The sequence below is a fragment of the Nocardioides terrigena genome, assembly GCF_003047265.1.
Classification (GTDB): Bacteria; Actinomycetota; Actinomycetes; order Propionibacteriales; family Nocardioidaceae; genus Nocardioides; species Nocardioides terrigena.
In genome coordinates, this window is record NZ_PZYY01000002.1 from 443,182 (window position 1) to 467,183 (window position 24,002).

The following is a 24,002-nucleotide window of genomic DNA, read 5'->3' on the forward strand; positions in this document are numbered from 1 at the left end:
GCGGGGCGTGACCGCGACCGACACCCCAATCTCGTACGACGTCCACGAGCTGCGCCGCGCCTTCCCCGGCGTGGACCCGGACCTGGCCCGCTTCGACGGACCGGGCGGGTCGCTCGTCCCGGAGGTGGTGGCGGACGCCGTGGCCGGCATGCTGCGCGCGGGCGTGTGCCAGCGGGGCGGACCCACCGCAGTCGGCCGGCTGGCCGACGACACCGTCCTCGCCGCACGGGCCGCCGTCGCCCGCCACGTCGGGCTGTCCGACCCCCGCGGCGTCGTGTTCGGCCGGTCGATGACGGCGGTCACCTTCGACATGGCCCGCACGCTCTCCCGCGAGTGGGGGCCCGGTGACGAGGTGGTCGTGTCGCGCCTCGACCACGACTCCAACATCCGGCCCTGGGTCGTCGCCGCCGAGCGCGCCGGCGCCACCGTCCGGTGGCTCGGGTTCGACCCGGTCACCGCCGAGCTCGACGACGTACGCCCGCTGCTCACCGAGCGCACCCGGCTGGTCGCCGTCACCGCGGCCTCCAACCTCTTCGGCACGCGTCCGGACGTGGCGGGGATCGCGGCGGCGGCCCACGAGGTCGGCGCGCTCGTGTACGTCGACGCGGTCCACCTCGCCGCGCACGTGCCGGTCGACCTGGGCGAGCTGGGGGCAGACCTGCTGGCCTGCTCGCCGTACAAGTTCTTCGGGCCCCACCTGGGCGCCGTCGCGGCCGACCCCGCCCTCCTCGAGCGGCTGCGCCCAGACAAGCTGCTGCCCTCGAGCGACGCAGTGCCGGAACGCTTCGAGCTGGGGACGCTGCCCTACGAGCTGCTGGCCGGCGTGACGGCGGCCGTGGAGTTCGCCGAGGAGTGGGGGATGGCGGCCGTCGCGGCGCACGAGGGGGCGCTGCTGGACCGCCTGCTCGACGGTCTCGGCCGCATCGGGCGGGTCACCGTCCACGGCCGTCCCGCGCGGCGTACGCCCACCGTCCTGGTCGACGTCGACGGCCTGGAGCCGGTGGTGGTGACCGAGCGGCTGGCCGCACGGGGTGTCGCGGCCCCCGCGGGCAGCTTCTACGCCCTCGAGGCATCCCGGCACGCCGGGCTGGGTGACGCCGGGGGTGTGCGCATCGGGCTCGCGGCCTACACGACCGCCGACGAGGTGGACCGGCTGCTCGCGGCGCTGGACGGCGTCGCGGGGGAGTGACGTACGTCTCAGCCCGAGTGCTGAGCAGGTGGTTACCGACGAGTTCACCCGGGGCCCGCGCATGTCATCATGCGGGGCATGACGACTGCATCGACCGAGCGCACCGCCCGCACCTTCGAGACGATCGGGGTCATCGGCCTCGGCACGATGGGCGCCGGGATCGCCGAGGTCTTCGCCCGCAACGGCTTCACCGTCGTCGGGGTCGAGCTGACCGAGGAGGCCGTGGAGCGGGGCCGCGAGCACCTCGCCCACTCGACCGGGCGCGCGGTCTCCCGCGGCAAGATGAGCGAGGAGCAGCAGGCCGAGATCCTGGGCCGCATCGGCTTCGCCACCGACCTGTCGGCCCTCGCGGACGCCGACTTCGTGGTCGAGGCGGTCGTGGAGTCGCTCGAGGTCAAGAAGGACCTCTTCCGCCGGCTGGACGACATCGTCCGGCCGGACGCCATCCTGGCCACCAACACCTCCTCGCTGCCGGTCACCGAGATCGCCACCGCCAACACCCGGCCCGGTCGGGTCGTGGGTGTGCACTTCTTCAACCCCGCGCCCGTGCAGAACCTCGTCGAGATCGTCCGCACCGTGGTGGCCGAGCCGGCCGTGCTGGCGGACGTGGAGGGGCTGCTGGGCCGCGTCGGCAAGAACCCCGTCGTCTGCGGTGACAAGGCCGGCTTCATCGCCAACACGCTGCTCTTCGGCTACCTCAACCACGCCGTGTCGATGTACGAGGGCAGGTACGCCACCCGCGAGGACATCGACGCGGCCATGCGCTTCGGCTGCGGCTACCCGATGGGCCCGCTGGCGCTGCTCGACCTGATCGGCCTCGACACGGCGTACGAGATCCTCGAGACGATGTACCGCCAGGGTCGCGACCGGCTGCACGCCCCGGCGCCGATCCTCAAGCAGATGGTCACCGCCGGGCTGCTGGGCCGCAAGTCCGGTCGCGGCTTCTACACCTACGAGCGGGCCGACAGCCCGGTCGTCGTGGCCGACGACCGGACCCCGTCGACCGACGACCTGCCCGAGCTCCGGCACGACATCCGCACCGTCGGCGTCGTCGGCACCGGCACCATGGCCGCGGGGATCGTCGAGGTCTTCGCCAAGAGCGGGTACGACGTCCTGTACGTCGGCCGCTCGCAGGACAAGGTCGAGGGCGTCCGGGCCGCGATCGCCCGCAACTTCGACAAGCAGATCCAGCGCGGTCGCGCCACCGAGGAGCAGAAGACCGAGGTGCTGGGCCGACTGAGCGGCACGATGTCGCTCGACGACCTGGCCCGCGTCGAGATCGTGGTCGAGGCCATCGCCGAGGACCTCGCGATCAAGACCACCCTCTTCGAGAACCTCGACGAGATCTGCAAGCCCGGCACGATCCTGGCGACCACCACCTCCAGCCTGCCGATCATCTCCCTGGCCACGGTGACCTCGAGGCCGCAGGACGTCATCGGCATGCACTTCTTCAACCCCGCGCCGATCATGAAGCTGGTCGAGGTCGTCTCGACCGTCGCCACCGACGACGCCGTCGCCGAGACCGTGCGGGCCCTCTGCGCCAAGGTCGGCAAGGTCGCGGTGTCGTGCGGCGACCGGGCGGGATTCATCGTCAACGCCCTGCTGTTCCCCTACCTCAACGACGCGGTCAAGATGCTCGAGGCGCACTACGCGACGGCCGACGACATCGACACCGCGATGAAGCAGGGCTGCGCCCTCCCGATGGGGCCCTTCGAGCTGCTCGACGTGGTCGGCAACGACGTGTCGCTGGCCATCCAGCGCGAGCTCTACCTGGAGTTCCGCGAGCCCGGTTTCGCTCCCGCCCCGCTGCTGGAGCACCTGGTGACGGCCGGCTACCTCGGCCGCAAGACCCAGCGCGGGTTCCGGGACTACAGCGCCCGCTGAGGCGGCTCAGCCCCGGTCAGCCCCGGCTCAGCCCCGGTCGGCCACCAGGGCGGCCAGCCGGGCCCGGCTGTTGATGCCGAGCTTGCGGTAGATGTGGGTGAGGTGCGCGTCGACCGTCCGGGGTGAGATGAAGAGCTCCTCCGCGATCTGGCGGCTGGTGAGCCCGATCGCCACCCGGTCGGCGACGTGCCGCTCGGCCGTCGTGAGCTGGTCGAGCGCACCGCCGCTCGCGGGTGCGGTGGCGCCGGAGAAGAGCGCGATCACGGCCTCGACCCCGGCGGTGGTGACGTCGCCGTCCGCGATCCAGCGCTCGGGGACCGCGCGGCCGACGCCCGGCGGCGTGTCGGCGGCGTACCCCCAGGCGACCACCTGGCGCGGCGCCCGCAGGGCGGCCGCCGTCGTGGCCAGCATGCGGGCGTCCCGCATGCCGCGCCGCTGGCCGAGGTGGGCCAGGGCGTCCAGGGCGTCCGCCGCGCGCAGCGGCATCGGCATGGAGGCGGCGCGTTCGAGGGCCGCCAGGAACGTGCTCGCGGCCTGTCCCTCGTCGCCCGCAGCGAGCAGGGCCCGGCCGAGGAGCAACCGGGCCTCCACCGCGTCGCGACCCAGGCCCGCGCCGTCGGCCAGCACCACCACGTCGGCGGCCAGGCCGGCGGCCCTCGGCACGTCGCCGGAGCGGAGCAGGTCGCGGGCGTCCTGGGCCAGGACCGGGATCCGCACCGCCCACGGCAGGGCGTCGCGGTCGAGCGGCGTGGGCTCGTACGACGGGTCGAGGTGTCTCAGCAGGACCTCGGCGAGCAGCGCCACCCGGTCCTCGGCGACCGCCCGGGCGTCGCGCACCACGGCCCGCGCGGCCGAGGCGGCCTCGCTCGGGCGGCCCTGCTCGAGCGCGACCCGGGCGAGCAGGGTCCGGGCCGACAGCACGGTCCAGCGCTCCTCGGGGGTCACCCGGCCGGCGATGATCTCGGCGGCGACGGCGGTCGCCGCCCGGCAGTCGCCGCGGGAGACGTGCACGTCGGCCAGGGTCCGCAGCACCTGGCGCCGGATCTCGCCCCCACCGGCACCGAGCTCGAGCGCGCGGCGGGCCTCGGCCTCGGCCTGCACGAGCGCACCCGCGTCGAGGTGCATCTCCGCGCGGATCGAGGCGTTCTTGGAGAGCTCGCCCTCGGGGTCCGGCGCACTGTGGGCGTGCTCGTCGGCCCGCTCCAGCAGCCACATGCCCTCGTAGGTGCCGCGGACCTCCGAGGCCGCGATACCGGCCCGGCGGGCCACCTGCGCGCCGATCTCGGCCGGGCCGTCACCACTGACGAGGGCGGCCTCGAGGACCTCGACGGCCTCGCGGGCCTTCATCGAGGTGTAGAGGGAGGAGAAGATCCGGTTGGCGATGGCATAGCCGAGCGGTCGGCTGTGCGGCTCCTCGCACGCGGCGGTGATCGTGCTCCTCATGACAGGCAGGTCGGCCAGCCAGGACGCGTCGGCAGCGCCGGAGTTGAGGTCCTCGGGGGCGACCCGGTCGGCCCAGCGCAGCAGCGCGCGCCTGGCCTCGTCACGGTCGTCGGTCGAGGCGGTGAGGAGGGCGCCGTGGCTCCGGATCGGGGTCAGCATGTCGAAGCGCCCGTCGGGCATCAGCTCGACGAGGCTGCGGCGCACCAGGGCCGAGGCGATCACGGCCGCCTCGTCGCGCCCGACCCCGGTGACCTCCGCCAGCACCTCCAGGGAGACCGGCGACGACATGTGGGACAGCCGCCGGAAGCAGCGCTGCTGCTGGCTGTCGAGGAGCTCGTAGGAGGCGTGCACGGCCTCCGACAGCGAGGCGGTGGGCACCACGTTGGTGACGCCGACGAGGGCGATCTGCACGGCGATCTGCTCGATGAGGAGGGGCAGGCCGCCGGTGGCGTGGAGCAGGCGTCGTACGTCGTCGCCGTGCTGCACCAGGTCGACCGGGTGCCCGCCGGCGGCCTCGACGGCGTGCAGGAAGAGGTCGACGGCCGGCCCGGAGAGGGACTCGTGCGGCCGGGGCACGGTGAAGGGGCTGACCCGCACCACGCGCTCGGCCGGCTGCCCGGCCATGGCGACCGACGTGACGGCCAGTCGGGCGTCCGTGGTGGACGAGACCACCTGCTGGAAGGTCGGGCCCAGGAGTGTCGGGTCGATGTCGAGACCGTCGACCACGAGGAGGCTGTCGATGCCGTCCATGGCCCGGCACAGGGACCCCTGCGCCGAGTCACCGGGCGACGGCTGCACGTCGAGGGCGTCGAGGCAGGCCGAGAGGACGTCGTCGGGACGCCGGATGCCCCGGGCGTTGACCCACGTGCTCTCGTCGCGGGCGGCCGCGTGGCGGGCCAGCAGGGTCTTGCCGCTGCCGGGCGGTCCGACGATGGACACCCACCGCGAGGTCGCCAGCGCAGACGCCAGGCGCTGCTGCGTCTGCTCGCGTCCGAGACAAGGGGTGAGCACGTCGACGAATGTAGCGTCCGCGCGCCGTCTTTTACGTAGGACTACGGATGCCAAGACCGCCTTGACCGCGAGAGGCTCGTCACGTCAGACGGCGTGTGGACTGCACAGGGGACAGCCCACCCGCACTACCGGCGGCGGGCCATGGATCTCGGGGGAGGTCGGTGGCCCGCTGCAACGGTCGATCCCGGCGCCCGACTGCTCAGTCGAGGCAGAACTCGTTGCCCTCGGGGTCCGTCATCACGATGTGGCCGGCGTGCATGCCGCCGTCGGGCTCGTGCCGTCCCTGCCGAGTCGCGCCCAGGGCGACGAGGCGGTCGCACTCCCGCTCCAGAGCCGCCATCCGGTCGTCACCGCTGAGTCCCGGGGCCGCCCGCACGTCCAGGTGCAGCCGGTTCTTGGCCACCTTGTCCTCCGGCACCTGCTGGAAGAATATCCGCGGCCCCGTGCCCTGCGGGTCCACGAGGGCGAAGGCGGAGCCGTGCTGCTCCTCCGGCACCCCCACCGAGTGGAGGAAGTCCGTCCAGGCGGCCACCGTCTCCTCCGGGTCGCCGATCCGCCCGCCCGGCGGTGGATCCACGGCGTAGTCGAGCGCGGCCAGCCAGAAGAGGCCGAGGCGGCGCGGGTCGTGGGCGTCGTACGTCAGCTGCATCGTGCGGCTCATGTGCCCAGTGTCCGCCCTGCCGAGGACAGGTCCTGTCCGCATGCTCTGCGACCATGGCTCCATGGGTGACACCACCGAGCGCGTGCTGCGACTCCTGAGCCTCCTCCAGCAACGTCCGGTCTGGAGCGGCCCCGAGCTCGCCGAGCGGCTCGGCGTCACCACGCGCAGCATCCGGCGCGACGTCGAGCGGCTGCGCGGGCTCGGCTACCCGGTGCACGCCGCGCAGGGGGTCGGCGGCGGGTACCAGCTCGGTCGGGGCAAGGAGCTGCCGCCGCTGCTGCTCGACGACGCCGAGGCCGTGGCGATCGCGGTCTCCCTGCGGCTCGCCGCCGGGGGCACCGTGACCGGCGCCAGCGAGGCCGCGCTCAGCACGCTCGCCAAGCTCGACCAGGTGATGCCGCCGCGGCTGCGCTCGGAGGTCAAGGCGATCCACGACTCGACCGTCACCCTGTCCACCGCACAGGACCTGGTCGACGGCGACGTGCTGCTCACCCTGGCCCGCGCCTGCCGCGACCTGACCCGCGTCCGCTTCGGGTACGACGCCCGCGACGGCGCCGCCACCGAGCGGTGGGTCGAGCCGATCCGCCTCGTCGCCACCGGACGCCGCTGGTACCTCATGGCCTGGGACGTCGACCGCGAGGACTGGCGCACCTTCCGCCTCGACCGGATGCGCGCCGTGGTGGCGTCGACGTGGCGCTTCAAGCCGCGCGAGCACCCCGACCCCGCGGAGTACGTGCAGCGCTCGGTGAGCCACTCGCCCTTCAGCCACCACGCCCGGGTGCGCGTCCGCGCGCCCCTCGAAGAGGTGGCCGCGCGCACCGACGTGCGATGGGTGACGCTGACCGCGATCGACGACTCGACGACGCTGCTCGAGTCGAGTGCGGACGAGCTCGACTGGCTGGCCTTCCACGTCGTGTGGCTCGGTTTCGAGTGCGAGATCCTCGACCCGCCGGAGCTGCGCGAGGCCGCCCTCGACCTCGCCGGGCGGCTTCAGCGGACGGTGGCCAGCGGGTAGCCGCGTCGTACGGTGCGGTCGAGGATGCCCAGGGTGGCCTTGAGGCTGGCCTCGGAGATCACCGGGAAGATCCCCGCCTCGCGCCAGTGCGGGGCGATGTCGGACCAGTCGTAGTACGACGTCACCAGGCTGCCGCCGTCGTCGGTCGGCTCCAGCCGGTAGCCGTAGACGTGGCCGATCTGCGGGCGGACCCGGCCCAGCACCGTCCACGCGATCTCGTGGTCGGGCTCGAAGGCCGTGATGGTGACCGTCACGTCGTACCGGCCCAGGTCGAGGTCGCCGAGGGCCTCCCGGTCCATGTGGACCACGAACGTCTGGCCCACCTCGGTGACCCGCTCGCCCTCCGCGTCCTGGAGCATGCCGGACGCGTCGATGGCGACGTGGCCCTGCGGGTCACAGAGGAGGGCGAAGACCTCGCCCGGGGGTGCGGTGATCGGGCGGGTGACCTCGATGCGCTCGGTGGCCGTCATGGGGCGAGTCTGGCACTCGCCGCGGCGGCCGATGGGCGTGGAGGTGCGACGTACGCTGGTCGCCATGACAGGCATGGTGCTCCTCCTCGTGCTGCTGGGCGGTCTGGTGACCGTCGCCGTCATGGCCGGCCAGGCCAGCAAGCGCCGCGAGCTCGTCAAGCGCGAGTCCGAGCTCGAGCCGGTCAAGCGGCTCGCCGAGGAGGACGTCACCGCCCTCGGCGTGGAGCTGCAGGACCTCGACCTCGAGCTCGCCGGCACGCCGCTCGGCCACGGCGAGAACGCCGACTACCAGCGGGCGCTGGACGCCTACGAGGCCGCCAAGATCGCGGCCGCCACCATGGCGCGACCCGACGACGTCCGGCACGTCACCGAGATCCTCGAGGACGGTCGCTACGCGATGGCCTGCGTGCGCGCCCGGGTCGAGGGGCGCCCGCTCCCCACGCGTCGTCCCCCGTGCTTCTTCGACCCCCGCCACGGCATGTCCGTGGTCGACGTGCCCTACACGCCGCCCGGCGGCACGCGGCGCGACGTCCCCGCCTGCCAGCTCGACGCCGAGCGGGTGCGTGCGGGCGCGGAGCCCGACATCCGCAAGGTGATGGTCGGCTCCCGGCGGGTGCCCTACTGGCAGGGCGGTCGGGCCTACCAGCCCTACGCCCAGGGCTACTTCGGCAACTTCGGGCCGATGGACTGGATGTTCATGGGCATGCTCTTCAGCGGTGGCTTCGACGGCCTGGGCGAGGGGATCGGGGCCCTCGGTGAGGGCGTCGGCGACATGTTCGGCGGCCTCGGCGACGGCATCGGCAACCTCTTCGACGGTTTCGACTTCTAGTCCCGGCCGCCCGAGGACCACGGCAGCTCGCCCCCCGCGAGCTCGACGAGGCGGCGCGCCACGGCCTCCAGGTCGCCGCGCGACTCCGCCCGTGGGCGTGGTGGCAGGAGGTCGTCCCACAGGGGGGTGAAGGCACCCCGGAGCTGGTCCATGCCCGAGGGACGCGCCAGCACCCACCAGTGCAGGTGCTCCTCGCCGTCGCCCCAGCGGATGAGCTGGGCCCGTGGCACGTCGAGGACGTCGGTGACGGCGCGCTCGAGCAACACCATGAGCTCGCCCATCCGGGCGGCCTCGGACGGCGTCAGGTCGGACAGGTCGGAGTGACGACGGGGCATCAGGAAGGCCACGAACGGCAGGGCGACGTCGTCACGCGGTTGACCCAGCATCGCCACGTCGTCGCGCCACACGACGTAGTCGCCCCCGTCCCCGGTGGCCGCCTCGCAGATGAAGCAGTCGGTGCCGCCGGCGCCACCGCGGGGGCGCTCGCCACCCGGTGGGTCCAGCTCCCGCTGGACGAGGTCGCCGTCGAACGGCCAGGACGGTCGGTCCGTCCACGGTGCGGGCCGGTAGCCCGTGGCCGCGATGCGGGCCCGGGTGGCGGCGTACCACTCCTGCGCTGACTGTGGGGTCGGTCGGCTCATCGCCCGATGCTGACAGACTGGCCCGGTGAGCGCTCCCGGACTGCACGTGACCCGCATCGGCGACGCCGGCCCGGTCGTCGCCTTCTGCCACGGACTCTTCGGCCAGGGCAAGAACTGGACCCAGGTCGCCAAGGACCTCGCCGCGGACCACCGGGTGCTGCTGATCGACATGCCCAACCACGGCCGCTCGCCGTGGACGGAGGCGTTCGACTACCTCCAGCTGGCCGACCTGGTGGCAGATGCGCTGCGGGACGAGGGGCCGGTGGCTCTCGTCGGGCACTCGATGGGCGGCAAGATCGCGATGGTGCTCGCCCTGCGGCACCCCGAGCTGGTCGAGCGGCTCGTGGTCGTCGACGTCTCGCCGACGGCCTACTCCTCGGGGCGGGAGTTCGTGGGCTACATCGAGACGATGCGCGCCCTGGACCTCTCGGCCCTCGAGCGCCGCGACCAGGCCGACGAGGCGCTGCGCGAGGCGGTGCCCGACACGACCGTCCGCAGCTTCCTCCTGCAGAACCTGCGTCGCGGGGACGACGGCTGGCACTGGCAGGTCAACCTCGACCTGCTGGGCGAGGAGATGGACGCACTGGTCGGCTGGCCGGACGAGGAGCTCGGCGACGCGTCGTACGACGGGCCGGTGCTGTGGGTGGGCGGCGCCCTGTCGGACTACGTCACCGACGAGCACGCGCCCGAGATGGACCGCCGCTTCCCGCGCAACCGCCGGGTGATGGTCAAGGGCGCCGGGCACTGGGTGCACTCGCAGCAGCCCGCGGTGCTCACCGAGGTGCTGCGCCGCTTCCTGGCCCGGTGACCGGGGGACCGGGTCAGGCCTTCTGCCGCGCCCGGTAGGCGGCGACCGCCTCGCGGTTGCCGCACGTGGTGGAGCAGTAGCGGCGTGAGCGGTTGCGGGACAGGTCGAGGACCAGGCCGTCGCAGTCGTCGGCCGCGCAGACGCCCAGGCGACCCATCTCGTCGGCGCGGACCACGTCGATCATGGCCATGGCCGTCTCGACCAGGACCCGCTCGGCCAGCGGGGCGTCGTCGTCGACGGCGTGGATGTGCCAGTCCAGCTTGTCGTGGCGCACGAGGCGGGGGACGGCGCTGGCGCCGGCGAGGATCTCGTTGACCTGTCCGACGGCCGCGTCGCGGTCGGCCAGCAGCAACACACGCAGCCGGGCCCGGACGGCCCGCACGGCGTCCAGCTCGGCCCGGTCGCCCCGGTGCGAGCCCGAGTAGCCCTGGCCCTCGTAGAACGCGCTCAGGTCCTCGACGGTGGTGAGGGTGTCGGGCTCCAGGGCGCTGTTGGCCAGGATCACGGCGGCCTCCAGCGCCTCGGCCGTGTCAGGGGCGAAAACCATGTTGACACCTTACACAGCGCGGACTACCGTCATGTGTCATGACGAGTTTGACTCATGACGCGACGCCTGCCGTCGCTCCGTCGCGGCTCGGTGCGGGCCTCGGCTTCGCGCTCGTCTCCGCCACCACCTTCGGTCTCTCCGGTCCGCTCGCACGAGGCCTGCTCGACAGCGGGTGGAGCGCCCCCGCCGCGGTCACCGCGCGGATCGTCATCGCCGCCCTGGTGCTGGTCGTCCCGGGTGCCCTCGCCCTGCGGGGCCGGTGGCACCTGCTGAGCCGCAACGGTGGCCTGGTCGCGGCGTACGGCGTCGCGGCGGTCGCGGGTGCCCAGCTCTGCTACTTCTACGCCGTCTCCTACCTCCAGGTCGGCGTCGCGCTGCTCATCGAGTACACCGCCCCGGTCGCCGTGGTGGTGTGGCTGTGGCTGCGCCACGGGCACCGTCCCCACCGGCTGACCGTCGTCGGGGCCGCGATCGCGGCCGTCGGCCTGGTCCTGGTGCTCGACGTGGTGTCCGGGGCCGACCTCAACCTCGTCGGCGTCGCCTGGGGTCTCGGTGCGATGGTCGGCGCCGCGACGTACTTCGTGATCTCCGCCGACGAGGACAACGGCCTCCCCGGGATCAGCCTCGCGGCCGGCGGCCTCGTCGTCGGCGGCACGGTGCTCGGCGTCGCGGGCCTGATCGGCGTGCTGCCGATGCGGGTGTCCTCGGAGCGCGTGTCCTACCAGGGCTTCGACGTCGAGTGGTGGGTGCCGGTCCTGGCGCTCGGGCTGGTGACGGCGGCCATCGCCTACGTCACCGGGATCGAGGCGGGCCGGCGGCTCGGGTCGCGGCTGGCGTCCTTCGTCGCCCTCACCGAGGTGCTGATGGCGCTCGTGTTCGCCTGGTTGCTGCTCGGCGAGCTGCCCCGACCGATCCAGCTGGCCGGTGGCCTGCTGGTGCTCGCGGGGGTCGTGGTGGTCAAGCTGGGGGAGGGATCGTCCTCACCCGTGGTGGAGCCGGTGCCGGGCCCCGTCAGCGAGCGTCCTGCCGCTTGAGGAAGACCTCGCGGTGCAGCAGGAGCAGGGCGGCCGCCACCGGCACCGCCAGCAGCGCGCCGATGATGCCCATCAGGCTGCCGCCCAGGAGTGCCGCGACGACCGTGACCGACCCGGGGATGTCGACCGAGCGCTTCATGATCCGCGGGTAGATGAAGTAGGACTCGATCTGCTGGTAGGCGATGTAGTAGGTCGCGGCGATCAGCGCCGTGGTCGGTGAGACCGTCAGGGCCAGCGCGGTGATGATGATGCCCGAGATGACGGCACCGATCACCGGGATCAGCGAGAGCAGCCCGACGATGAACGCCAGCGCGAAGGCGTAGTCGCCCAGCCCCACCAGGAACGTGAAGACCAACGTGCTGAGCCCGGCGCACACCGAGACCAGGAACGCGCCGGCGACGTACGCACCGGTGGAGCGGATGATCTGGTCGCCCAGCTCGCTGACCCGCGGACGCGTCGAGGCGGGCGCGAGGCTGTACGCCGCGTGCTTGATGCTGGGCAGCGTGGCCAGGAAGTAGACCATCAGCACGATGACGATGAGCGAGTTGGCGAGCGCGGAGAGCACCGCCAGGCCGACGCCGAGCGCGCCGCCGAAGACCTTCTCCCCGAAGTCGCCCTGCGAGACGTAGTCCTGCACCTTGTGGATCACGTCGAAGCGGTCGTCGAGGGACTGGACCTGCCGATTGCGCTGCAGGCTGTCGAGCCAGCCCGGGGCGTTCTGGGTGATCTGGGTGATCTGCTCGCTGATGACCGGCGCGACGGCGACGACGAACAGCACCAGCACCGTGATCACCACGAAGAGCACGAGCAGGACCGAGAGGCCGCGACGCATGCCCTTGCGCATGAACCACTCGACGCTGGGATTGAGGCCGACGGCCAGGAACATCGAGAGCACGAGCAGGATCAGCACCGAGGAGATGCTGAGCAGCTGCTGGCTGAGGAAGACGGCGACGAGGGCGCCGAACGCGCCGAAGAAGCCGATGTTGAAGGGTGAGTGGCGCATCAGGGACCGCGGCGCCTGCTCCGGAGGCGACGCGGGGACGTAGGGGGTGGTCTCGACCACCAGGTCGGTGGAGTCGTTGATCTGCTCCGCCACGGCGACCGAGGACGCGGCCGCCTCGTCGGCGGCCTGGGCGGCGCCGTCGGCGCGGTCGGCGGCCGCCTGGGCGACCTCGGCCTGCCGCTCCGCGTGCTCGGCCCGGTCGTTGACGTGGTCCACCGCCTCCTCGACGTAGTCCTCGACCGAGTCGAACTCGGCGCGGTCGGGGACGTCGGGGGAGTCAGCGACCCGGGAGGGCTCAGATCCGAGGTGCGAGGGTGCGGTGCCCGACTGCTGGAGGCGACCGCGGAGGCGGTCGATCCAGCTCAGGACTCGTCCTCGGAGAAGCCCGCCACCACGTCGCGCAGCGCACCGAGCTGGGCGGCGACGGCGTCACGACGCTTGGTCATCCGGTCGACCTCGGCCTGCACGGCGGCGAGCTCGCGCTCGGCGTCGGCGGCCCCGCTGGCCGAGACGGACTCCGCCTGCGTGGTGGCCGACGCGACGATCTGCTCGGCCTCGCGGCGGGCCCGGCTGAGCAGGCCCTCGGCCTCGCTCTGCGCCTGCTGGCGGTGGGCGTTGGCCTGGGCGGTCGCCTCGCGGGCACGCTGCTCCGCGGCGGCCGCCCGGTCCTCGGCCTCCTGGACCAGGCGCTGCGTCTCCGCGGTGGCGCTGGAGTGGTGCTCGGACGCCTCGCGGGCCAGGCGCTCCTTCTCCACGGCCAGCGTGCGGCGGGCCTCCTGGACCTCGCGGTCGGCGGCCGCGCGGGCCTGCTCGGCCTCGCGGCGCGCGGTGGTGCGCAGCTCGTTGGTCTCCTGCTGGGCGGCGAGGCGGACCTGGTCGGCCTCGCGCTTGGCCGCGGCCAGGATGTCCTCGGCCTCGGCCTTGGCAAGGGTGCGCTCCTGCTCGGCGTCGGTGGTGAGTCGGGTGCGCATCTCGTCGAGCTCCTTGAGCTGGACCATGCGCATGTCGTCGGCCTCGCGGGACGCGTCGGCCCGGATGGCCTTCGCGTCACGGTTGGCCTGCTCGCGGATGTCGGAGGCGTCGCGGGTGGCGGCCGAGCGGACGTCGGCGGCCTCCTCCTCGGCGAGCTTGAGCATCGAGGTGGCGCGCCCGCCGAGACCGGCGTACGTCGGGTTCTTGTTCTCGTCGAGCTCGGCCCGCATGCGCTCCATCTCGCGCTCGAGCTCGATGACGCGCTGCTCGGAGGAGGTGAGGCTGGAGCTGAGGCCGGACTTCTCGGCGGTGAGCTGGTTGATCCGCTGGTCGACGGCGGCCTTGTCGTAGCCACCCCGGCGGACCATCGGCAGGGCCGCGGCGACCGGGGACGCGGGCCGGGAGGGCGCGGAGCCGGCAGTCGCGGGGGCGGCGGGAGCGGCCGGGGCCGCGGGGGCCGACGGGCGCGCGGGAGCCGGTGTGGGGCGGGCCGCGGCCGGGGCGGACGGGGTCTGTGCGGTCGGCGTCTCGTCGGCCGGCGCGGCCGGTGGCACGGCGGGCATCACCTGGGTCGACTCGCCGTCGGGCGCAGGCGCGGCGGGGCGCCCGGAGCTGCGCTTGGAGGTGCCGGTCGAGCTGCTCACGGACTCGCCGGTCGTCTCCCCGGTGAGGTCGGCGTCGTTGTCCGGCTCCTCGTCGAAGATGGACAGTCCCTGGTCGCGGCTCATGGTGGAGCACCCACTCTCTGCGTCGATCTGCGGTGTTGCGTTGCGGTCGGTCCAGTCTGTACGACGCCCGGGGACAAACACACCCCGGCTCGCGGAAACGATCCGCGAACCGGGGTGTGACGTGAGGAATGTCGGTCAGACGCCGCGGAAGCGGTTGATCGCGTCCTCGTGCTTGGCGCGCATCTCGTGGTCGCGGACGCCGAGGCCCTCCTCGGGGGCCAGGCAGAGGACGCCGACCTTGCCCTGGTGGGCGTTGTGGTGGACGTCGAGGGCCGCCTGGCCGACCTGGTCGAGGGTGTAGGTCTTCGACAGGGTCGGGTGGATCATGCCCTTGGCGATGAGGCGGTTGGCCTCCCAGGACTCGCGGTAGTTGGCGAAGTGGGAGGAGATGATGCGCTTGAGGTTCATCCACAGGTAGCGGTTGTCGTACTCGTGCATGTAGCCGCTGGTGGAGGCGCAGGTGGTGATGGTGCCGCCCTTGCGGGTGACGTAGACGGAGGCGCCGAAGGTCTCGCGGCCGGGGTGCTCGAAGACGATGTCGATGTCCTCGCCGCCGGTGAGCTCGCGGATCTTGGCGCCGAAGCGCTTCCACTCCTTGGGGTCCTGCTTGGTGTTCTCGTCGTTCCAGAACTTGTAGCCCTCCTCGGAGCGGTTGATGACCAGCTCGGCGCCCATGGAGCGGGCGATCGCGGCCTTCTCCTCGTTGGAGACCACGCAGACGGGCACGGCGCCGCCGTTGAGGGCGTACTGGGTGGCGAACCCGCCGAGGCCGCCCGAGGCGCCCCAGATGAGGACGTTGTCGCCCTGCTTCATGTTGCCGCCGTTCTTGCTGACGAGCTGGCGGTAGGCGGTGGAGTTCACGAGGCCGGGGGAGGCGGCCTCCTCCCAGGTGAGGTGGGCGGGCTTGGGCATCAGCTGGTTGGACTTGACCAGCGCGATGGTCGCCAGGCCGCCGAAGTTGGTCTCGAAGCCCCAGATCCGCTGCTGGGGGTCCATCATCGTGTCGTCGTGGCCGTCGGAGTCCTCGAGCTCGACCGACAGGCAGTGGGCGACGACCTCGGTGCCGGGCTTCCACTTCGTGACGCCGGGGCCGGTCTTGAGCACGACGCCGGCGAGGTCGGAGCCGACGACGTGGTAGGGCAGGTCGTGGCGCTTGGTGAGGTCGGAGAGGCGGCCGTAGCGCTCGAGGAACCCGAAGGTGGAGACGGGTTCGAAGATCGAGGTCCACACGGTGTTGTAGTTGATCGCGGAGGCCATGACCGCGACGTACGCCTCGCCGGGGCCGAGCTCGGGGAGGGCGACCTCCTCGACGTGCAGCGACTTGCGGGGGTCCTTCTCCTTCGCGCTCAGGCCCTCGAACATGTCGACCTCGTCCTTGTGGACGGTCACCGCGCGGTAGGACTCCGGCAGCTCGAGGTGGGCGAAGTCCTCAGAGGTGGCCTCTTCGGACTGGATGGCTTCGAGGATGGTGTGCACGTGTGTCTCCTGGTGAGGCATCGGTGTCGCGATCGGAGCGAAGGTACCGGTCGGTAACCACCGGCGGTGGGGTGTGTGACGTAGTTAGCACGACGAGGGCGGGACGCCCGTGCGTCGCAGGCGTCGCTGGGCCCGGCGACCGAGCCGTACGCCGAGCGCGAGGCCGTGCTGGCCGAGCCGCGGGAAGGCGTCCACGACGCGCACCTGTGCGCCCCGCCAGCGGGGCACCGCGGTGACCAGCCGGGGCCGGTCGAGCACCCGGCCGACGGCGGTGGCGACGTCCTCGACGCTCAGCAGCACGCCGGAGAACGACAGCGCCGCCCCGGGGTCGTCGAGCTTGTCGTGCAGCATCGGCGTCCAGATGCCGTCCGGGCAGACGCAGCTGATGTCGATGCCCCGGATGCCGGCAAGCCGCAGGTCGCCCACCGTGCTGAGGCTGAAGCCGAGCACCGCGTGCTTGGACCCGGCGTAGACCCCCTCGCCCGGCACGGCGACCAGGCCGGCGAGCGAGGCCACGTTGACCACGTGCCCGCCGGAGCCCTCGCGCATCCGGCCGATGGCGCTGACCGTGCCGTTCATGACGCCGATCGTGTTGACCTCGACCACGAGGCGGCGCTGCTCGGGGGTCTGCTCCCACGCCGGGCCGGTGACGATGATCCCGGCGTTGTTGACCCAGACGTCCAGGGAGCCCGTGCGCTCGACGGTGAGTGCCGCCGCTTCGTCGCAGGCGGCAGCGTCGCGGACGTCGAGGACCGACGCGAACGCGCCACCCCCGATCCTCTCCGCCACCCCGGTGGCCGCAGCGAGGTCGACGTCGGTGACGTGCACGACGTGGCCGCGCTCGGCGAGCAGGGCGGCGATCCGGGCCCCGAGGCCGCGTCCGGCCCCTGTGACGAGGGCTCCCACCGGATCAGTGTGCCGAGCCGGGGGCCGCGGGCTCGACGAGCTCGACGAGCACGCCGCCCGCGTCCTTGGGGTGGATGAAGTTGATCCGGCTGTCGGACGTGCCGCGCCGCGGGGCGTCGTACAGCAGGCGCACGCCGCGCTCGCGCAGGACGGCCGACACGGCCTCGACGTCGGTGACGCGGTAGGCGAGCTGCTGCATGCCCGGCCCGGAGCGGTCGAGGAACTTGGCGATCGTCGACTCCTCGGAGAGCGGCGCCAGGAGCTGGATGTGCGAGCCGGAGTCGCCGACCGCGACCATCGCCTCACGCACCCCCTGCTCCTCGTTGGTCTCCTCGTGGGCCACGTGCATCCCGAAGGTGTCGCGGTAGTAGGCGATCGCCACGTCCAGGTCGGGCACGGCGATCCCGACGTGGTCGATCGCGGTGAACAGGTGGTCGGGGAGATCCAGGGGTGCGGTCATGGCCGACATCGTGGCAGGTGGGACGGGGTCCGCAACGTGATCCCCGCCACCCCGGACGCTGCGGGCGAGGGGCGGCGGTATCGTCACGAACGATCAGTCCCACAGATCTTGTCCACACCGCCTGGAGGCACCGCTCATGTCCACTTCTGTCATCGTCGCCGGGGCCCGCACCCCCATCGGTCGCCTCCTCGGTGGGCTCAAGGACCAGTCCGCCGCCGACCTCGGCGGGGTCGCCATCAAGGGCGCCCTCGACAAGGCCGGCGTCTCCGGCGAGCAGGTCGAGTACGTGATCATGGGCCAGGTCATCCAGGCCGGCACCGGCCAGATCACTGCCCGCCAGGCCGCGGTCAAGGGCGGCATCCCGATGGACGTCCCCGCCATCACCATCAACAAGGTGTGCCTGTCGGGGATCAACGCGATCGCGCTGGCCGACCAGCTCATCCGCGCCGGCGAGCACGAGATCGTGGTGGCCGGCGGCATGGAGTCGATGACCCGCGCCCCGCACCTGCTGCCCGGCTCGCGCTCGGGCTTCAAGTACGGCGACACCGCGCTCGTCGACTCGATGGCCTACGACGCCCTCCACGACCAGTTCACGGACCAGGCGATGATCAACCTCACCGAGGGCTGCAACGCCGCCGGCGCGCACCTCACCCGCGAGGAGCAGGACGCGTTCTCCGCCCAGTCGCACCAGCGGGCGGCCGAGGCCTGGAAGAACGGCGTCTTCGACGACGAGGTCGTCCCGGTGACCATCCCGTCCCGCAAGGGCGACATCACCGTCAGCCAGGACGAGGGGATCCGCGGCGACACCACCGTCGAGTCCCTGTCGGGCCTGCGTCCGGTCTCCAAGGACGGCACGATCACCGCCGGCTCCGCCTCGCAGATCTCCGACGGCGCGTGCGCCGTGGTCGTGATGAGCAAGGCCAAGGCCGAGGAGCTCGGCCTCACCTGGCTCGCCGAGATCGGCGCCTCCGGCCAGGTCGCCGGTCCCGACTCGACCCTGCAGCTCCAGCCCGCCCGGGCCATCGAGAAGGCCGCCGCCAAGGAGGGCATCGCGGTGTCCGACATCGACCTGTTCGAGCTCAACGAGGCCTTCGCCGCGGTCGGCATCGAGTCGGCCCGCCAGCTCGGCGTCGGCGAGGACAGGGTCAACGTCAACGGCGGCGCCATCGCCCTCGGCCACCCGGTCGGCATGTCCGGTGCCCGGATCGTCCTGCATCTGGCCCTCGAGCTCCAGCGCCGCGGCGGCGGCACCGGTGCGGCCGCGCTGTGCGGCGGCGGTGGTCAGGGCGACGCACTGATCATCCGGGTCCCGCAGGCGTGACCCCGGGCCCTGCCGGGCCGGGCTCGCACGCGACCGCATCCCCGGCACGGGGACGGCGTCGTACGACGGCGCCCGTCCCCGAGCTGGTGGCCCGGGCCCGGGAGGGCGACGCCCGGGCGGTGGCCCGCCTCATCTCCCTCGTCGAGGACGCCTCGCCCCTGCTGCGCGAGGTGATGGCGGGGCTCGCACCGCACGCCGGGCACGCCCAGGTCGTCGGGATCACCGGCTCGCCGGGCGTCGGCAAGTCCACCTCCACCAACGCCCTCGTCGGCGAGCTGCGCCGGGCCGGCAAGCGGGTCGGCGTGCTCGCGGTCGACCCGTCGTCCCCGTTCTCCGGCGGCGCCCTGCTCGGGGACCGGGTCCGCATGCAGGACCACGCCACCGACCGCGACGTCTACATCCGCTCGATGGCCTCCCGCGGCCACCTCGGCGGGCTCGCGTGGACCACGCCGCAGGCCCTGCGCGTCCTCGACGCCGCCGGCTGCGACGTGATCCTCGTCGAGACCGTGGGCGTGGGGCAGAGCGAGGTCGAGATCGCCGGCCTGGCCGACACCACGCTGGTGCTCCTCGCGCCGGGGATGGGCGACGGGATCCAGGCCGCCAAGGCGGGCATCCTGGAGATCGGGGACCTCTACGTCGTCAACAAGGCCGACCGTGACGGTGCCGACCAGGTCACGCGCGACCTGCGCTCCATGCTCGCCCTCGCCGACCGCCCCGAGGGGGCCTGGAAGCCACCGATCGTGAGCACCGTGGCCGCCCGGGGAGAGGGCCTCGAGGCCGTCGCGGCGGAGATCGACCGCCACCACGCCTGGCTGGAGGAGAGTGGCGAGCTGGCGCGGCGGCGTACGCGACGGGCCCGCGACGAGATCGAGGCGATCGCCGTCACCGCGCTGCGCGCGCGGTGGGGCGACGTGCACGGCCGCTCCGAGCTCGACGGGCTCGCGGCCGCCGTCGTGGCGGGGGAGTCGGACCCCTACACGGCCGCCGACGCGCTGCTGGACGACATCGGCGGCTGACGCCCCTCACGGTCCCGGGCTCACCAGCGCGATGCTCGCCTCCGCGATCTGCTCCTGTGCGTCCGCACGGCTGATGGTCGGGGTGCCGTCGCCGGGCTGCTCGCCGTAGTCGCCGAAGAAGGCGTGGATGGCGCCCTCGACGGCGACGAACGTCGTGGACGCGGGCAGGTCGGCCCGGCTGGCCTCGATGTCCGCGGGCGTGGCCAGGCCGTCGTTCGTGCCCGACACCGAGGCCACCGCCAGGTCGGTGCGGCCGGCCATGGAGTCGAGAGGGTACGACGCCCACAGCAGCAGGCCGCCGACCTCGTCGGGATGGTCGTCGGCGTACACCGACGCCACCACCCCGCCGAGGCTGTGCCCGCCGACCGACCACTCCTCGACCTCGGGGTGGTCGTCGATGACATCGCCCGGGGCGCCGATCGCGGTGAAGCCGACGGCCAGGGGCTGCTTGACCACGACGACGAGGACCCCGGCTGCGCTGACCCGGGACAGCAGTGGCACGTAGGCGCGCGGGTCCACCCGGGCGCCGGGCTGGAAGACCAGCCCGGTCCGCGGCGTCGCCGCGGTGGGGGTGAGCGTGATGCGGGTCGCGCTCGAGGTCACCCGCACGTCCGGGGTGCCGTCCATGGCGTCCAGGGCGGTGGGCGAGGCGGGAAAGGGGCGCAGCCAGAGCAGCGACCCCACGACGACCAGCGTCAGGGCGGCGGCGGCGACCCGGCCGAGTGCGCGCAGCCATGGCCGACGCGGGCCACCCCGTCCGCCAGCTCGCCGGCCACCCCGTCGGCCGGCCCGGAGGGCGCGGACCACGACCAGCAGGCCGACGATGCCGACCAGCGTGGTGAGCACGGCGTACGCCGGGTGGCCGGCCAGCAGCACGCCGGCGCGGGTCGCCCAGACCCAGGCCGAGGCGCCGATCCAGCAGGCGCCCAGCAGGACGGGCCACCACTGACGGGCGCCGGGAGCAGCCTCCGGAGTCGTGTCGGTCATGCCCCATGGTCCCGCCCGTCGGGAGGCAATTGCTCCATTCCGGCCACGTGCGCGTCCGCGCGCTCCTATCTTCACCAGCATGAGGCACCTCCACACCGCGCTCGCCCTGGCCCTCGGCGGACTGGTCCTGACCCTGGCCCCGGCCGCCGCGACCCCGGACGAGGGGCCCGCGAACGACGCCGGCAGCCGCATCGCGGTGCGCGGCGGCTCGCTCACCTTCTCCCCGCAGTCGTACGTCGGGGGGCAGGCGCTCACGTTCAGCGGCAGCCTCGGCCGCAGCGGCGTCCGCCGGATCACCCTGCAGCAGCACATGAACCGGCCGGGAGACCGCTGGTTCGCGGTGCGCGGCTTCTCCGGCACCACCGCCGCCGACGGCAGCTTCTCCTTCTCCTTCCCCGCGCCCGCGATGGGCGGCATCCGCTTCCGTGTGGCGGGCAAGGGCGGGGTCGTGAGCCCGCCGGTGAGCCTCCGGGCCAAGGGCCAGGACCTCACCATGTGGGTCGTCGGCCAGGCCGTCGCCGGGCTGCCGTTCACGATCGCCGTGGACACCACGCCCAGCCTCGTCCGCCGCCCCGAGACGATCGGCCTGCCGGTCTTCACCGGGCGCACGCTCACGCTCCAGCGCCGGGTCGACGGCGCCACGTGGGAGACGCTCGGCACCTCCACCGTCCAGCCCGACGGGATGGGGTGGTTCACGGGGGTGACCGCGGCCGCCGGCACGGTCGTCTACCGGGTGCGCCAGGAGGACGTCGTGTCCGGTGCCAACCGGATCGGCTGGATGCAGACCTTCCCGACGTACGTCACCGTCCTCGATCCGGGCCAGGTGCCCAGGTCGTCGGCGCCCGTACGCCGGCCGGTCGCCGCGCGCACGGGCACGTCACTCACCCCGCCACCGGTGGCCGCACGACGTGGGGCCGGTGCCGCGAGCGCCACCGCGAGCAGCCGCTACGGCTGGTACCCCACGCTGTGGGACTACACGTGGGAGGCCGGCCAGTCGCTGACCAGCCCGCCCGACGTCGGCTCGGTGCGCACCGGCTGGTGGCAGGACTACTCCGACGGGGCGGGCCGGGTGAGCCGACAGAACGGCGGGCTCTACCTCGACAGCCAGCGCAACAACGCGGGCGGCCCCGGCGACTTCGGGACCACCCGCGCCACGCTCCGGGGAGCCGGCCGGGCCTACGGCCGGTGGGAGGCCCGGCTGCGGCTCAAGAGCGCCGAGGCGTCGGCCGCGGACTTCTCGGTGCTGGTCGAGCTGGTGCCCGAGCGCCCCGAGGACTACGCGTGCGGACGCCGCAACATCGTCCTCGCGCAGGTCGCGGCGCACAGCAGCACCGTGACCTTCGGCGCCAAGGCCGACACCAGGCAGTGGACCGGCAGTCGACGCATCCCGAGCCTGGTCCACACCTCCCCGGCCGTGGCCGTCGAGGTGGCCCGCGACCACATCACGTGGTTCTGGGACGGTCGGCCGATCGGGACCGTCAAGGGCGGCGTCGCCACCTCCGACGTCCCGATGACGCTGCGCTTCAGCATGGTCGGCGCCCCCGGGGTCGAGCACAACCAGACCGGCGTCGTGTCGGACTGGCAGCGCGGCTTCGCCATCGACCGCGGCAAGCAGGTCCGCTCCGGTGCCGCGCTGCAGGCGAGCGCCCTCAGCGCCTGCGAGGCCTGACGCCTGCGCGCCTCCCTCGCGGCGGGCGGGAGTACTGGTAGGAAAGTCCGGTCCCCTGCCCGTCCGCACGAGGAGCTCCCCCCATGAACACCAAGAAGGTGATCCTCGCCCTGGTGATCGTCTTTCTCGGCTTCTGGATGTTCACCGACCCCAACGGGCTCGCCGACGCTGCGAGCGCCGGCGCGGAGCAGGCGTGGGTGTTGGCCCAGCAGCTGTTCACGGCGATCATCGACTTCGTGGGCGCCCTGACGTGACGCCCCGCCCGGCGCTGGACTGACGGATGATGCGCGGTGTCTTCGACCCCCACATCCGCCGGCACCTGTTGCGCGAGGAGGGGGAGGTCATCGTCGACGAGGTGCGCCACCACTGGATCGTCTACGTCGTCCCGACGCTGGAGGCCCTGCTCGGGCTGGCCCTGCTCGTCGCGGTGCCCTTCATCGACATGGACCTCGCGTGGTTCCCCTTCGCGCTCGCCTTCGGCCTCTGGGCGCACGCCGCGTGGCGCGCGCTGGGCGAGCACATGGACCGCTTCGTGATCACCAACATGCGCGTCTTCCGGGTGCACGGCGTGCTCTCGCAGCAGCTGGCGACCATGCCGCTCTCGCGCATCCTCGACATCACCGTCAAGAAGCCCCTCCACGGGCGCATCCTCGGCTTCGGCCACTTCGTCTTCGAGTCCGCCGCCCAGGAGCAGGGCCTGCGCGACATCCGGTACGTCGGTCGCCCCGACGACCGCGACCTCTCCATCCAGCGCGTGGTCCAGCGCTCCGGGCTGCGCGGTCCGCGCGTGGCCAACTAGCGGGGCCGTCCGTGGACGAGCGCCTCGACGAGCTCGTGCTGCGCGCGGTCGAGCTGGTGCCGCGGGGCCGCGTCGTCTCGTACGGCGACCTCGGCCACGTCGTGGGCATCGGCCCGCGGCGGGTGGGGTCGGTGATGAGCCGCTACGGGGCCGGGGTGGCGTGGTGGCGGGTGACCAACGCGGCGGGTGACTTCCCGCCCGACCTGCTCCACGAGGCGGTGCCGCACTGGCTCGAGGAGGGGATCGCCCTCAAGCCCTCCGGCCGGGGCTGCCGGATCGCCGACCACCGGGCCGACCTCGTCGAGCTCGAGCGCCGGTGGCGACGGGCGGCGGCGGACCTGCTGGCGGAAGGGGACGGTGACGGGGCGTCGTACGGCGGGTGATCCGGATCACCGGACCCTCGATGTGCACCACAGTGCAAGTTTGCCCTAGGGTGCAGGTATGTCGAGCTCGTGCGATCACCTCCCGGGGCACGGGCTGCGTGCCGCCAACAAGCAGCGCACCCGGGACGCCCTGAGCCGGGCCGCGATCGGGATCGTCTCCGCGGAGGGCATCGATGCCCTCACCGCCGAGCGGATCGCCGCCGAGGCGGGGGTCTCCCGCCGGACGCTGTTCAACTACTTCCCGCGGGTCGAGGACGTGCTGACCGCCTCCATCGAGGAGGTCACCACCGACACCCTGGCGGCCTTCGTCGCCCGTCCCGCGGACGAGCCGCTCCGCAGCTCGGTCGTGGCCGTGCTGGAGGGCCTGCTCGACGAGCCGGTCTTCGCCCAGGCGTGCCTGCTCGAGCGCGCGGCCGACGCCTCGCCGGCCACCCGCCGGTTCCTCCGGGAGTTCAGCGACGGCCAGGTCGACGCCTTCGAGCAGGGCCTGCGTGACCGCCTCGGACCCGACGCCGACCCGGTCTACGTCGCCACCCTGGCCGCGGCCAGCGTGGCCATCCTCGACCGGGTGACGCGCCTGCTCGTGCGCGAGATGCCGGACGCCGACCCGGACGACCCCGCGGTCTCGCGGAGGTTCCTCACGGTCATCCGCCAGGCCTTCGACCTGCTCTTCGCGGGCTTCGACGAGTCCGCGGCCCTGCGCCCGGGCACCCGCACGCACGCCACCACCGCCCCCCAGGAGAACTGACC

At 73.1% G+C, this 24,002-nt stretch carries 24 protein-coding genes; 13 read left to right on the forward strand and 11 right to left on the reverse strand.

The features are described from left to right. The first annotated feature begins 7 nt into the window (after positions 1 to 7). Both DAE25_RS06125 and DAE25_RS06130 read left to right on the forward strand, forming a co-directional pair. Entirely contained in the window at positions 8 to 1,189 is a 1,182-nt protein-coding gene (locus DAE25_RS06125; protein ID WP_234410877.1) for a cysteine desulfurase-like protein, read from the forward strand. Between the two features lie 78 nt (positions 1,190 to 1,267). Next, on the forward strand, positions 1,268 to 3,073 hold the full coding sequence (locus tag DAE25_RS06130; protein WP_234410878.1) for a 3-hydroxyacyl-CoA dehydrogenase family protein: 1,806 nt from the start codon (positions 1,268 to 1,270) through the stop codon (positions 3,071 to 3,073). A 27-nt stretch (positions 3,074 to 3,100) separates the two neighbouring features. Here the strand turns inward: DAE25_RS06130 and DAE25_RS23785 are convergent, their stop codons facing one another. Together DAE25_RS23785 and DAE25_RS06140 are read right to left on the reverse strand one after the other, a co-directional pair. Beyond that, positions 3,101 to 5,527, reverse strand: a complete 2,427-nt coding sequence (locus tag DAE25_RS23785) for a LuxR C-terminal-related transcriptional regulator (RefSeq protein WP_159083605.1) — start codon at positions 5,525 to 5,527, stop codon at positions 3,101 to 3,103. 199 nt (positions 5,528 to 5,726) lie between these two features. Further along, entirely contained in the window at positions 5,727 to 6,188 is a 462-nt protein-coding gene (locus DAE25_RS06140) for a VOC family protein (protein ID WP_107765314.1), read from the reverse strand. 61 nt (positions 6,189 to 6,249) lie between these two features. Between DAE25_RS06140 and DAE25_RS06145 the strand changes: the two genes are divergently transcribed. Beyond that, positions 6,250 to 7,203 carry a helix-turn-helix transcriptional regulator gene (locus DAE25_RS06145; protein ID WP_107765460.1) on the forward strand — a complete coding sequence of 318 codons (954 nt, stop codon included), beginning with the start codon at positions 6,250 to 6,252 and terminating at the stop codon, positions 7,201 to 7,203. On the opposite strand, the gene DAE25_RS06150 is transcribed toward DAE25_RS06145, so the two are convergent. After that, on the reverse strand, positions 7,179 to 7,673 hold the full coding sequence (locus DAE25_RS06150; protein ID WP_107765315.1) for an SRPBCC family protein: 495 nt from the start codon (positions 7,671 to 7,673) through the stop codon (positions 7,179 to 7,181). The genes DAE25_RS06145 and DAE25_RS06150 overlap by 25 nt on opposite strands. 64 nt (positions 7,674 to 7,737) lie before the next feature. On the opposite strand from DAE25_RS06150, the gene DAE25_RS06155 reads away from it, so the two are divergent. Beyond that, on the forward strand, positions 7,738 to 8,502 hold the full coding sequence (locus tag DAE25_RS06155) for a hypothetical protein (RefSeq protein ID WP_107765461.1): 765 nt from the start codon (positions 7,738 to 7,740) through the stop codon (positions 8,500 to 8,502). Here the strand turns inward: DAE25_RS06155 and DAE25_RS06160 are convergent. Continuing rightward, positions 8,499 to 9,143 carry an HIT family protein gene (locus DAE25_RS06160; RefSeq protein ID WP_107765316.1) on the reverse strand — a complete coding sequence of 215 codons (645 nt, stop codon included), beginning with the start codon at positions 9,141 to 9,143 and terminating at the stop codon, positions 8,499 to 8,501. The two genes, DAE25_RS06155 and DAE25_RS06160, sit on opposite strands and share 4 nt — an antisense overlap. A 25-nt stretch (positions 9,144 to 9,168) precedes the next feature. Between DAE25_RS06160 and DAE25_RS06165 the strand changes: the two genes are divergently transcribed. After that, positions 9,169 to 9,951, forward strand: a complete 783-nt coding sequence (locus tag DAE25_RS06165) for an alpha/beta fold hydrolase (protein WP_107765317.1) — start codon at positions 9,169 to 9,171, stop codon at positions 9,949 to 9,951. 13 nt (positions 9,952 to 9,964) lie between these two features. Here the strand turns inward: DAE25_RS06165 and DAE25_RS06170 are convergent, their stop codons facing one another. After that, entirely contained in the window at positions 9,965 to 10,498 is a 534-nt protein-coding gene (locus DAE25_RS06170) for a CGNR zinc finger domain-containing protein (protein WP_107765318.1), read from the reverse strand. Between the two features lie 38 nt (positions 10,499 to 10,536). On the opposite strand from DAE25_RS06170, the gene DAE25_RS06175 reads away from it, so the two are divergent. Continuing rightward, entirely contained in the window at positions 10,537 to 11,532 is a 996-nt protein-coding gene (locus DAE25_RS06175) for an EamA family transporter (protein WP_107765319.1), read from the forward strand. Here the strand turns inward: DAE25_RS06175 and DAE25_RS06180 are convergent. From DAE25_RS06180 to mce, 5 genes are all read right to left on the reverse strand, one after another. Next, positions 11,510 to 12,751: an AI-2E family transporter gene (locus DAE25_RS06180; RefSeq protein ID WP_107765320.1), complete on the reverse strand. Its 1,242-nt coding sequence runs from the start codon at positions 12,749 to 12,751 to the stop codon at positions 11,510 to 11,512. The genes DAE25_RS06175 and DAE25_RS06180 overlap by 23 nt on opposite strands. A gap of 146 nt (positions 12,752 to 12,897) precedes the next feature. After that, positions 12,898 to 14,235 carry a coiled-coil domain-containing protein gene (locus tag DAE25_RS06185; protein WP_107765321.1) on the reverse strand — a complete coding sequence of 446 codons (1,338 nt, stop codon included), beginning with the start codon at positions 14,233 to 14,235 and terminating at the stop codon, positions 12,898 to 12,900. Between the two features lie 135 nt (positions 14,236 to 14,370). Further along, positions 14,371 to 15,711, reverse strand: a complete 1,341-nt coding sequence (gene ccrA, locus DAE25_RS06190; protein WP_107765322.1) for a crotonyl-CoA carboxylase/reductase — start codon at positions 15,709 to 15,711, stop codon at positions 14,371 to 14,373. Positions 15,712 to 15,795: 84 nt separating this feature from the next. Beyond that, the gene (locus DAE25_RS06195) at positions 15,796 to 16,617 is read right to left on the reverse strand and encodes an SDR family oxidoreductase (protein WP_107765323.1); all 822 of its coding nucleotides are present in this window, start codon (positions 16,615 to 16,617) and stop codon (positions 15,796 to 15,798) included. A 4-nt stretch (positions 16,618 to 16,621) separates the two neighbouring features. Next, positions 16,622 to 17,077 carry a methylmalonyl-CoA epimerase gene (mce, locus tag DAE25_RS06200; protein ID WP_082600560.1) on the reverse strand — a complete coding sequence of 152 codons (456 nt, stop codon included), beginning with the start codon at positions 17,075 to 17,077 and terminating at the stop codon, positions 16,622 to 16,624. Positions 17,078 to 17,213: 136 nt separating this feature from the next. On the opposite strand from mce, the gene DAE25_RS06205 reads away from it, so the two are divergent. Together DAE25_RS06205 and meaB are read left to right on the forward strand one after the other, a co-directional pair. Then, entirely contained in the window at positions 17,214 to 18,398 is a 1,185-nt protein-coding gene (locus DAE25_RS06205) for an acetyl-CoA C-acetyltransferase (RefSeq protein WP_107765324.1), read from the forward strand. An 83-nt stretch (positions 18,399 to 18,481) separates the two neighbouring features. Continuing rightward, on the forward strand, positions 18,482 to 19,414 hold the full coding sequence (meaB, locus tag DAE25_RS06210; protein ID WP_107765462.1) for a methylmalonyl Co-A mutase-associated GTPase MeaB: 933 nt from the start codon (positions 18,482 to 18,484) through the stop codon (positions 19,412 to 19,414). 6 nt (positions 19,415 to 19,420) lie between these two features. Here meaB and DAE25_RS06215 read toward each other — a convergent pair whose 3' ends face one another. Beyond that, on the reverse strand, positions 19,421 to 20,401 hold the full coding sequence (locus tag DAE25_RS06215) for an alpha/beta hydrolase (RefSeq protein WP_107765325.1): 981 nt from the start codon (positions 20,399 to 20,401) through the stop codon (positions 19,421 to 19,423). Between the two features lie 79 nt (positions 20,402 to 20,480). On the opposite strand from DAE25_RS06215, the gene DAE25_RS06220 reads away from it, so the two are divergent. The 5 genes from DAE25_RS06220 to DAE25_RS06235 all read left to right on the forward strand — a co-directional run bounded on the left by DAE25_RS06220 (position 20,481) and on the right by DAE25_RS06235 (position 24,000). Then, a complete protein-coding gene (locus DAE25_RS06220) occupies positions 20,481 to 22,070 on the forward strand; it encodes a LamG domain-containing protein (RefSeq protein WP_107765326.1) in 1,590 nt (529 codons plus the stop codon). 83 nt (positions 22,071 to 22,153) lie between these two features. Then, positions 22,154 to 22,324 carry a hypothetical protein gene (locus tag DAE25_RS23060; RefSeq protein WP_157559777.1) on the forward strand — a complete coding sequence of 57 codons (171 nt, stop codon included), beginning with the start codon at positions 22,154 to 22,156 and terminating at the stop codon, positions 22,322 to 22,324. A 26-nt stretch (positions 22,325 to 22,350) separates the two neighbouring features. Then, positions 22,351 to 22,869 carry a PH domain-containing protein gene (locus DAE25_RS06225; protein ID WP_056888430.1) on the forward strand — a complete coding sequence of 173 codons (519 nt, stop codon included), beginning with the start codon at positions 22,351 to 22,353 and terminating at the stop codon, positions 22,867 to 22,869. Positions 22,870 to 22,880: 11 nt separating this feature from the next. Further along, the gene (locus DAE25_RS06230) at positions 22,881 to 23,252 is read left to right on the forward strand and encodes an MGMT family protein (protein WP_107765327.1); all 372 of its coding nucleotides are present in this window, start codon (positions 22,881 to 22,883) and stop codon (positions 23,250 to 23,252) included. Positions 23,253 to 23,310: 58 nt separating this feature from the next. Continuing rightward, complete coding sequence (locus DAE25_RS06235; protein ID WP_107765328.1) at positions 23,311 to 24,000, forward strand: TetR/AcrR family transcriptional regulator; 690 nt, start codon at positions 23,311 to 23,313, stop codon at positions 23,998 to 24,000. Positions 24,001 to 24,002: the final 2 nt, after the last annotated feature.